The following is an 8,226-nucleotide window of genomic DNA, read 5'->3' as shown; positions in this document are numbered from 1 at the left end:
AATCCATATGCCGGTAAATGCCCTGTTTACAGGATATTTCGAACTTTTATAACAATTTTAACCGGACACTATTCATAACGGATTATTTTATACATGACCAAATAATTGTTCGCGCATTTTTATTGTAGGGGCAACCCCCCGTGGTTGCCCACTGTAAGGCTGTGGATATAAAAAAAATCCCTCCGGGGGAAGGATGTCCGCAGGACAAGAAGGGGGCTTTTTCAAATATTCCGGTTAATGACGGAAAGGCCGTATGACCTCGAAAGAACGTGTCAACGCCGCGCTCAGACGTGAGCCGGTCGATCGTGTGCCGGTATTCATGTGGTTTCATCCCATAATGGCAGGCCGTCTCGGTCACGTGCTCGAAATACCCGCCGGGCGTGTTGGCGAGGCGATGGGCAACGATGTCATGCAGGCATGGGTGGGAAACAATTACGCCATGGAAGGCATCACCCACGAGCATGACGGCGAAACGCACATTGACTTCTGGGGCATCGAATGGATAAAAAAAGGGCCGTTCAACCAGATACTGCGCTCACCGCTCGAAGATTCTCCGAGAGATGCTATCCTCAGCTACGAGCACCCGTACGATAAAATCGAATGCCTGCTGAAAAACATGGAGCCGGTAGCGGCGCGCGCGGAGAATTATTTTATAGGGTGCGATGTCTCTCCGTGCCTGTTCGAGCTCATCTGCCGTCTCCGCGGCATGGAGAACGCCATTCTCGACCTTGCCGCCGATCCCGGGCTGGCAGAAGCGATGCTCGACCGGGCGGGCGATTTTTCCGTACATATTGCGCGGGAGGCATGTGAGCGTTTTTCCCTGGACTGGCTCTGGACAGGCGACGATATTGCGGGTCAGCAGTCGATGATCATGAGCCCCCGGTGCTGGCGCGATCTCATCAGGCCCCGTCTCGCGACGGTTGTCGAGGTCGGCGCATCGAGGGGATTATGGGTTGCCTATCATTCCTGCGGAGCGATACGCCCCGTGATACCGGACCTCATCGAGATCGGTGTGGATGTGCTCAATCCCATCCAGTGCGCCTGCCCGGGTATGGACCCGTTTCAACTGAAGAAGGAATTCGGGGAGCGCCTGACTTTCATGGGTGGAGTCGATACGCAGGGCCTGCTTCCGGGAGGTTCCGCGGATGATGTCCGCCGCGGGACAGCCCGGCTTCTCGAGGGGATGACTGCCGATGGCGGTGGATATATCCTTGCGGCGTCGCATACCATTCCCCCCGAAACGCCGCTCGAAAACGTTTTTGCCATGTATGAAACGGCGGGCATGACACGTGAGGAGATTTTCGACCGTGCGGCTGCCATTCGCGCCGGAAATGCATTGTGACTTTTTCGCTGGAGTATTTTACCGGATATATCCAAACCACACTTTATTTTGACGGAGTACCGCATGCCAAACGATAACGAGACGAGAAAGAAGGCCACAGGATTTTTCTCCACAGCGTTTTATTATGCGTTCAGAGGTATGTTCCTGCCGGTGTCACGGTTTCTTGCGCGGATGCATGTAACTCCGAACATGGTAACCTGTTTCAGCCTTTTTCTCGGCATCGTGACAGGGTATTTCCTTGCTGTGAACAGGCTCGCGCTCGCTCTTACATGTGGAGCGACCACGGGGTTCCTCGATATTGTGGACGGCCAGATGGCGAAAGAATTCGGCGGGAAAACACCATTCGGCGGCATCCTTGATTCATCCATCGACCGGTATATCGACTTTTTCTTTTATGCCGGGCTGAGTATGCGCTACTACTTCCTTGACCGGCCGCTGTGGATACTTGTATGCGCATCCGCTTTTCTCGGCACGGTCATGATCAGCTATGTGAAAGCCCGTGCCGAGAGCGATGGCTTCGACTGCAGGGTCGGACGGCTCCAGCGCCCGGAACGTCTCGCTCTTCTCGGTGTCGGCACACTGGTAAGCTGTTTCGGTTATACCATTGCCCTTGACAGCGTCATCCTGTTTCTGGCGGTCGGGACACATGCAACCGCGTTCACCCGTCTCCGCCATGTATACCGTCAGACGCTGGTCAATCCTGACCGGCCTCGGACATGACCGTTCGGTCCGGCGAAAATCCGTGTTCTATAAACGTTTGTGAATAGCTCGATTTCAATGGGTTGAGGGATGGCTAAAATAATCATCGGCATTCATGGGCTCGGTAACAAACCACCATGTGATATTCTGAAAAAGTGGTGGAAACAGTCGATCCGCGAGGGCCTGAACGCAATCGGCAAGCCCCGCCTGTTCATCCCCTTCGAGCTCGTGTACTGGGCGGATGTTCTTTACGAAAAACCGCTCGATCCCCGTGAGAAAGACCCGGAACACCCGCTCTATATGGAGGAGCCGTATGTTCCCGCGTCATCCTCCGGGAGAAAGGTTCCGAGCGAACTCCGCAAAAAGATACTCCACTACATCGAGATACAGCTCGATAAAATCCTCCTCAACGACGACATGACCGTCAACTATTCATCGGTCACCGATATGATCATCCACCATTATTTCCGCGAGCTCGAAATTTATTATTCTTCACCCGGCCAGAACGGAATCAGTCAGGATCGCCCGGCAAAGGAAATCATCCGCGAGCGCTTGGCCGCAATCCTCGAAAAGCACAGGGGGAAAGACATTCTGCTGATATCCCATTCCATGGGAACGATTATCGCCTATGATGTGATGACCCGCACAGAGCCGGATATCGAGGTCGATACCTTCGTAACCATGGGCTCTCCTCTCGGAATACCGGTCGTTGTAAGCAGGATTGCGCTCGAACGGCACGGGGATATCGTACAGGACAGGCAGGTGCGGACGCCGGAGAATGTCACGCGGTGCTGGTACAATTTTTCCGACCTCGAAGACAAGGTGGCGTTCAATTACGATCTTGGCGATGATTACGGCGAAAACTCCCGTCATGTCCGCCCGGTCGATACGGCTGTCTCAAACGACTATGAGCGCAACGGGAAAAAGAACCCGCACAAGATTTACGGGTATCTCAGAACACCCGAGCTGGCGGATGTCGTTTCCGGATTTATCGACCGCGGCCGCAGCAGGCTGCTGATTCGCGCGAACGAGTATATTGGCAGGCTTCTGTCGAAACTGGGCCGGATGATTCACATAATTCAATAGAACGCGGATTTTCGCGGATCGGGCGGATAAACGCGGATTTGTGTTTCGTACCTGTCCGGTGTAACATGGTAGGGGTAATTTATGAATTACCCCTTCTCCGATTCTTTATGGTGAAATATTCTCGCGAATAATCCGGGTTAATTGAATAACCGGATAAAGTATTTCTGGCTATATCTTTTGATAAGCATTGAAGTAAAAAAAAATGTATTTAACCACGGCGAACACGGCGAACACAGAGAAAAGAGATCGATTATTTACTTCATTTTCATGGTGTGTCTTTGATTGTAAGAAATTCATCCTGTCCTTACACGGTGACACAGCGCGGCGAATCGGACATCCCCCCTTCTTTTACAGGGGGGACACGGCGCAGCCGAGGGGGGTCAATGATGTCGGCTGATTTAAAGCAGCTCCCCACAAAAAAAATATTTTTTCGCTTTCTACCCCCAAAATCCACGATGAATTGTATTGTAATACATTGATTATAAATAGAATATCGACTATTAAATCGCGCGAATTTACAAACCCGTTGAAAAGCCCCGCGGTCACAACCGGTTTTCGGGAAAAGACAGGCACAAGGCAGAAGGCACAAGGCAGAAGAGAAAAAGTCACAAAAAAATTTCCGTTATTGACTCCCGAAAAAAAATTTTGTATAATTGATAAGTTTAAGCTCATTGAATCCGCAGCTGGAGAAACAAATCACAGAGTATCATGCAGAATACCGTGTATAGTATGACATTTACTGAATTTTCCGGCCGGGAACGGTTGTTTCCCGTACAGGGCTATGGATTGTAAAATCTCACCTTTGCAGGTGAGGTTTTTTTTGTCCGGAACGGAGGTGCAAGGGTGACCATCAAAAACGAGCTGAAGGTAATGGATGCCGCCGACATCAAACGCGCCCTGCAGCGCATAGCCTACGAGATTCTCGACAGCAACAGCGGCCCGGACAATCTGGTGTTAGTCGGCCTTCAGACACGGGGTGTTCACATAGCCAGACGAATCGCCGCCATGATCGAAGAGGTTGAGAACACGCCGATCCCCGTGGGCATTCTCGATGTGACAATGTACCGGGATGATTTCAGGGTCGCCCTCAAACAGCCGAATGTGCAGATCACCTCGATACAGTTCGAGGTCGAGGGCATCACCGTCGTGCTGGTCGACGATGTGTTTTACACGGGGAGGACTGTGCGGAGCGCGCTCGATGCGATCATGGATTTCGGGAGGCCGGGACGGGTGGAGCTGGCGGTTCTGGTCGATCGCGGACACCGTGAGCTTCCCCTCAGGGCGGACTATATAGGGAAAAAAATCCCGACCGATACGGACGAGGAAATCAGAGTCCGCATGCTCGAAGAGGACGGCGTCGATGAAGTGACACTCGTCACCCTTGACCGTGGAGGTGAGAGCTGATGGCGTTCGGACTGGATCATCTCTTCGGCCTCAAGGGAGTGTCGAAGGAGGACATTACAACCATTCTCGATACCGCGGTCTCGTTCCGCGAGGTGCTCGACAGGCCTATCCGTATCGTTCCGACATTGAAAGGGGTTGCGGTTCTCAATCTCTTTTTCGAGGATTCGACACGGACACGGATTTCCTTCGAGCTTGCAGAGCGCCGTCTCAGCGCGGAAGTGGTTTCGTTCGCAAAAAGCTCGTCGAGCGTCTCGAAGGGTGAATCGCTCCGCGACACCGTGCGGAATATCGAAGCCATGAAGATCGACATCATCGTCACCCGTCACTCGTCGCCCGGAACGCCCCAGTTTCTGGCAAATCACACGAAGTGCCGCATCATCAACGCCGGGGATGGTCCGCACGAGCACCCGACACAGGCGCTCCTCGATATGCTGACCATGCGCGAGCGGTTCGGCTCTCTCGACGGGCTCAGGGTTCTCATTGTCGGCGACATCACGCATTCACGGGTGGCGCGCTCCGATATCTGGGGGCTGAAAACCATGGGCGCCCAGGTTGATCTCTGTGGGCCGTCAACCCTCATTCCCATCCATATGGATGCCTTCGGAGTCGATGTCCACTATGATTTCGACGGAATTCTGCCGGAGTATGATGTGCTCTATATGCTCCGTATCCAGAAAGAGCGCCAGACCGGCGGGCTCATACCCTCGTCACGGGAATACACCGCCATGTTCGGCCTGACCAGGGAGCGGGTCAAACGTATGAAGCCCGATGCGGTCGTCATGCATCCCGGCCCCATCAATCGCGGGATCGAGCTCGATTACGAGGTTGCGGATTCCCCGAAAAGTCTCATTCTCGACCAGGTTACCAACGGCGAGGCGGTCAGAATGGCGGTACTGTACCTTCTGAGCGGGAGGAAGGAAGAATGAACAGAAAAGACCTTGTCATCAAAGGCGGTTATGTAATCGATCCCGCGCAGGAAATAGATGGCATCCTCGACATCCGGATAAGGAACGGCCGTATCGAGTCGCTTCAATCCGGTCTCGGTACGGGCGGAGCGGAGGTTATCGATGCATCGGGAATGCTCGTCATGCCGGGACTCATCGATATGCATGCTCATCTCAGAGAACCCGGAGGCGAGGAATCCGAAACCATCATGAGCGGTTGCGAAGCGGCGGCGGCCGGCGGTTTCACCGCGGTATGCGCCATGCCGAACACCAGGCCTCCCGCCGATGACGCTGGCCGTATACGGTATATCCTCGAACAGGCGCATGGAGCGAAAGCCCGTGTGTATCCTGTCGGGGCGATAACAAGAGGCCGTGAGGGCAAGGAGCTTGTCGAGATGCACGATATGGCGCACGCCGGCGCGGTCGGATTCTCGGATGATGGCTCCGGGGTGGCAAATGCCCGTATCATGCTCAATGCGCTCCGGTATGCGGCCATGGTCGGGAAACCGGTCATCGCCCACGAGGAGAACGCCGATCTTTCTAAGGACGGGCATATGAATGAAAGCGCCCTGTCAGCCGAGCTCGGTCTCAGGGGAATACCCCGTCTTGCCGAGGATGCGCCGATCATGCGCGATGTCGCCATCGCGGAGTATACCGGGACAAGACTCCATGTGACCCATCTGTCGACCCGCGGCGCGGTCGAGATCATCAGAGCCGCAAAAGCCCGTGGCGTGAATGTAACCTGTGATGTGACGCCGCACCATCTCACCCTGACCGAGAAGCTCGTCGCCACCTACGACACGCGGTACAAGATGAAACCGCCTCTCCGCGGGGATGATGATATCGAGGCTCTCCGCGAAGGGTTGCGGGATGGCACTATCGACGCCATTGCAACCGATCATGCTCCCCACGCGCTCGAAATAAAGGAGTGCGAGTTCATCGATGCCGCGTTCGGGGTAACCGGGCTTGAGACCGCGCTTGCTGTCATCCACCGTGAGCTTATTATTCCCGGCATTCTTTCCTGGCGCGATGCGGTGCGTAAGCTGACCCTCGAACCCTCGATAATTCTGGGAATCGAGGGCGGCGCCCTCGTCGTCGGCGGTATCGGCGATGTGGCCATGTACAATCCTGAGTCGCCGTGGACTGTCGAGCCGGACATGATGAAATCGAAATCGAAGAATACGCCGTTCTCCGGCTGGGAGCTGCCCGGGAAGGTCGCAGCAACCGTGGTCGGAGGGGTTGTCCATACCTGCGCAGACAGATGATCGATGTGAATTACTCGGAATAAAACGGATTCAACGCTTTGACGAAACCTTTACGTCTCTGAGCAGTTTAATGGAAACATAAGGTTTTTTACAGGATAAATTCATGAAAAAAGACAGAAAAAAAGCCGCACTTGCCCTTGAAAACGGCAAGGTGTTTTTTGGATACAACTTCGGCGCGGAAGGCGAAAATACCGGCGAGGTGGTTTTCAATACCGGGATGACCGGATACCAGGAAGTCCTCACCGACCCCTCCTATCACCGTCAGATAGTGACCATGACCTATCCGCTCATCGGGAATTACGGGGTGAATCCGGAGGATTTCGAGTCGGACAGGCCCTATGTCGCGGGTTTCGTGGTCAAGGAGTACTGCCCCTATCCGGCGAATTTCCGCATGAGCGGGACGCTCGGCGAATTTCTTGCGCGGTACGGTATCATCGGCATCGAGGGCATCGACACCCGGGAGCTCGTCAGAATCATCCGCGAGAAGGGAGCGCTCCGCGGCGTTATCGGCACCATCGACCGGGACCCGGATTCGCTCGTGGCAAAGGCACAGGCTTCTCCGCTCATGGTCGGGGCAGACCTGGCGAGCGAGGTTACCTGCGCCGAACCGTACTATGTGCTCGAAACCCCGGAAAGCCTGAAAAGACGTCTCACTGTCCGTCACATGAAGGAATACCATGCCGGATTTGAGCGGGTATCGAAAGATGAATTCGACCGTTCGCCTCTCCCCATGGTTGTCGCGTTCGATTACGGTATCAAGTACAACATACTCAGGAAACTGCTGGCCCGTAACTTCAAGGTCATGGTGGTTCCGGCGAAAACGACCGCGGAAGAGGTGCTTGCGCTCGATCCCGATGGAGTTTTCCTGTCGAACGGGCCCGGCGACCCGGATGCGGTCAAGTATGCCATCGAAACCATACGGAAGCTTCTGGGTAAAAAGCCCATGTTCGGAATCTGCCTCGGCCACCAGCTTCTGGGCCTTGCGCTCGGCGGCACGACGTTCAAGCTCAAGTTCGGCCACCGTGGGGAAAACCAACCGGTTATGGACACGACGACGGCGAAGGTGGAGATATCGAGCCAGAACCACGGCTTTGCGGTGAAACCCGGCTCGATTCCCGATGGCTCCGTTGTCACCCATATCAACCTGAACGATAATACGATCGAGGGCATTGTTTCGGAAAAACTGAAGGCGTTCAGCATCCAGTATCATCCCGAGTCTTCGCCCGGCCCGCACGATGCTGATTATCTGTTCGATCGTTTCGCCGGGCTTATCAGCGGTTAGGTTTCATAAAATGCATTTCCCCTGGCGGCCTTCCGGAATCAATACTGAGTTGTATTACATTGATTATAAATAGAATATATATGATTCTTGTTGGTGTTTTTCAACCCCATTGAAAAGCCCCGCGGTCACAACCGGTTTTCGGAAAAAGAATGGGTGCTGTCCGAACGAGCCGAAGGCTCGTGAGTTCACACATTCCCGAAAAAC

7 protein-coding genes are annotated in these 8,226 nt (G+C 54.2%); all 7 read left to right on the top strand.

From position 1 onward, the window contains the following. The first annotated feature begins 253 nt into the window (after positions 1–253). Entirely contained in the window at positions 254–1,342 is a 1,089-nt protein-coding gene (locus LLG96_01975) for a hypothetical protein (protein ID MCE5248967.1), read from the top strand. Between the two features lie 63 nt (positions 1,343–1,405). Next, complete coding sequence (locus LLG96_01970; GenBank protein MCE5248966.1) at positions 1,406–2,062, top strand: CDP-alcohol phosphatidyltransferase family protein; 657 nt, start codon at positions 1,406–1,408, stop codon at positions 2,060–2,062. A 69-nt stretch (positions 2,063–2,131) separates the two neighbouring features. Then, positions 2,132–3,127, top strand: coding sequence for a hypothetical protein (locus LLG96_01965; protein MCE5248965.1), 996 nt, complete (start codon positions 2,132–2,134; stop codon positions 3,125–3,127). Between the two features lie 849 nt (positions 3,128–3,976). Then, the gene (pyrR, locus tag LLG96_01960) at positions 3,977–4,531 is read left to right on the top strand and encodes a bifunctional pyr operon transcriptional regulator/uracil phosphoribosyltransferase PyrR (GenBank protein ID MCE5248964.1); all 555 of its coding nucleotides are present in this window, start codon (positions 3,977–3,979) and stop codon (positions 4,529–4,531) included. Next, entirely contained in the window at positions 4,531–5,457 is a 927-nt protein-coding gene (locus tag LLG96_01955; GenBank protein ID MCE5248963.1) for an aspartate carbamoyltransferase catalytic subunit, read from the top strand. Before pyrR ends, LLG96_01955 begins: the two co-directional genes overlap by 1 nt. Next, a complete protein-coding gene (locus LLG96_01950) occupies positions 5,454–6,740 on the top strand; it encodes a dihydroorotase (protein ID MCE5248962.1) in 1,287 nt (428 codons plus the stop codon). The genes LLG96_01955 and LLG96_01950 overlap by 4 nt, the downstream gene beginning before the upstream one ends. Before the next feature lie 103 nt (positions 6,741–6,843). After that, positions 6,844–8,022, top strand: coding sequence for a glutamine-hydrolyzing carbamoyl-phosphate synthase small subunit (gene carA / locus LLG96_01945; protein MCE5248961.1), 1,179 nt, complete (start codon positions 6,844–6,846; stop codon positions 8,020–8,022). Positions 8,023–8,226: the final 204 nt, after the last annotated feature.

This window comes from bacterium (assembly GCA_021372535.1).
In the GTDB taxonomy this organism is placed as follows: domain Bacteria; phylum Latescibacterota; class Latescibacteria; order Latescibacterales; family Latescibacteraceae; genus JAFGMP01.
This window is presented reverse-complemented; position numbering and strand designations above follow the sequence as displayed.

What these genes read in the sequence shown, in the direction of transcription:
- LLG96_01975 (MCE5248967.1), top strand. Translation starts at nt 254, where the DNA reads ATGACCTCGAAAGAACGTGTCAACGCCGCGCTCAGACGTGAGCCGGTC.
- LLG96_01970 (MCE5248966.1), top strand. Translation starts at nt 1,406, where the DNA reads ATGCCAAACGATAACGAGACGAGAAAGAAGGCCACAGGATTTTTCTCC.
- LLG96_01965 (MCE5248965.1), top strand. Translation starts at nt 2,132, where the DNA reads ATGGCTAAAATAATCATCGGCATTCATGGGCTCGGTAACAAACCACCA.
- LLG96_01955 (MCE5248963.1), top strand. Translation starts at nt 4,531, where the DNA reads ATGGCGTTCGGACTGGATCATCTCTTCGGCCTCAAGGGAGTGTCGAAG.
- LLG96_01950 (MCE5248962.1), top strand. Translation starts at nt 5,454, where the DNA reads ATGAACAGAAAAGACCTTGTCATCAAAGGCGGTTATGTAATCGATCCC.
- carA (MCE5248961.1), top strand. Translation starts at nt 6,844, where the DNA reads ATGAAAAAAGACAGAAAAAAAGCCGCACTTGCCCTTGAAAACGGCAAG.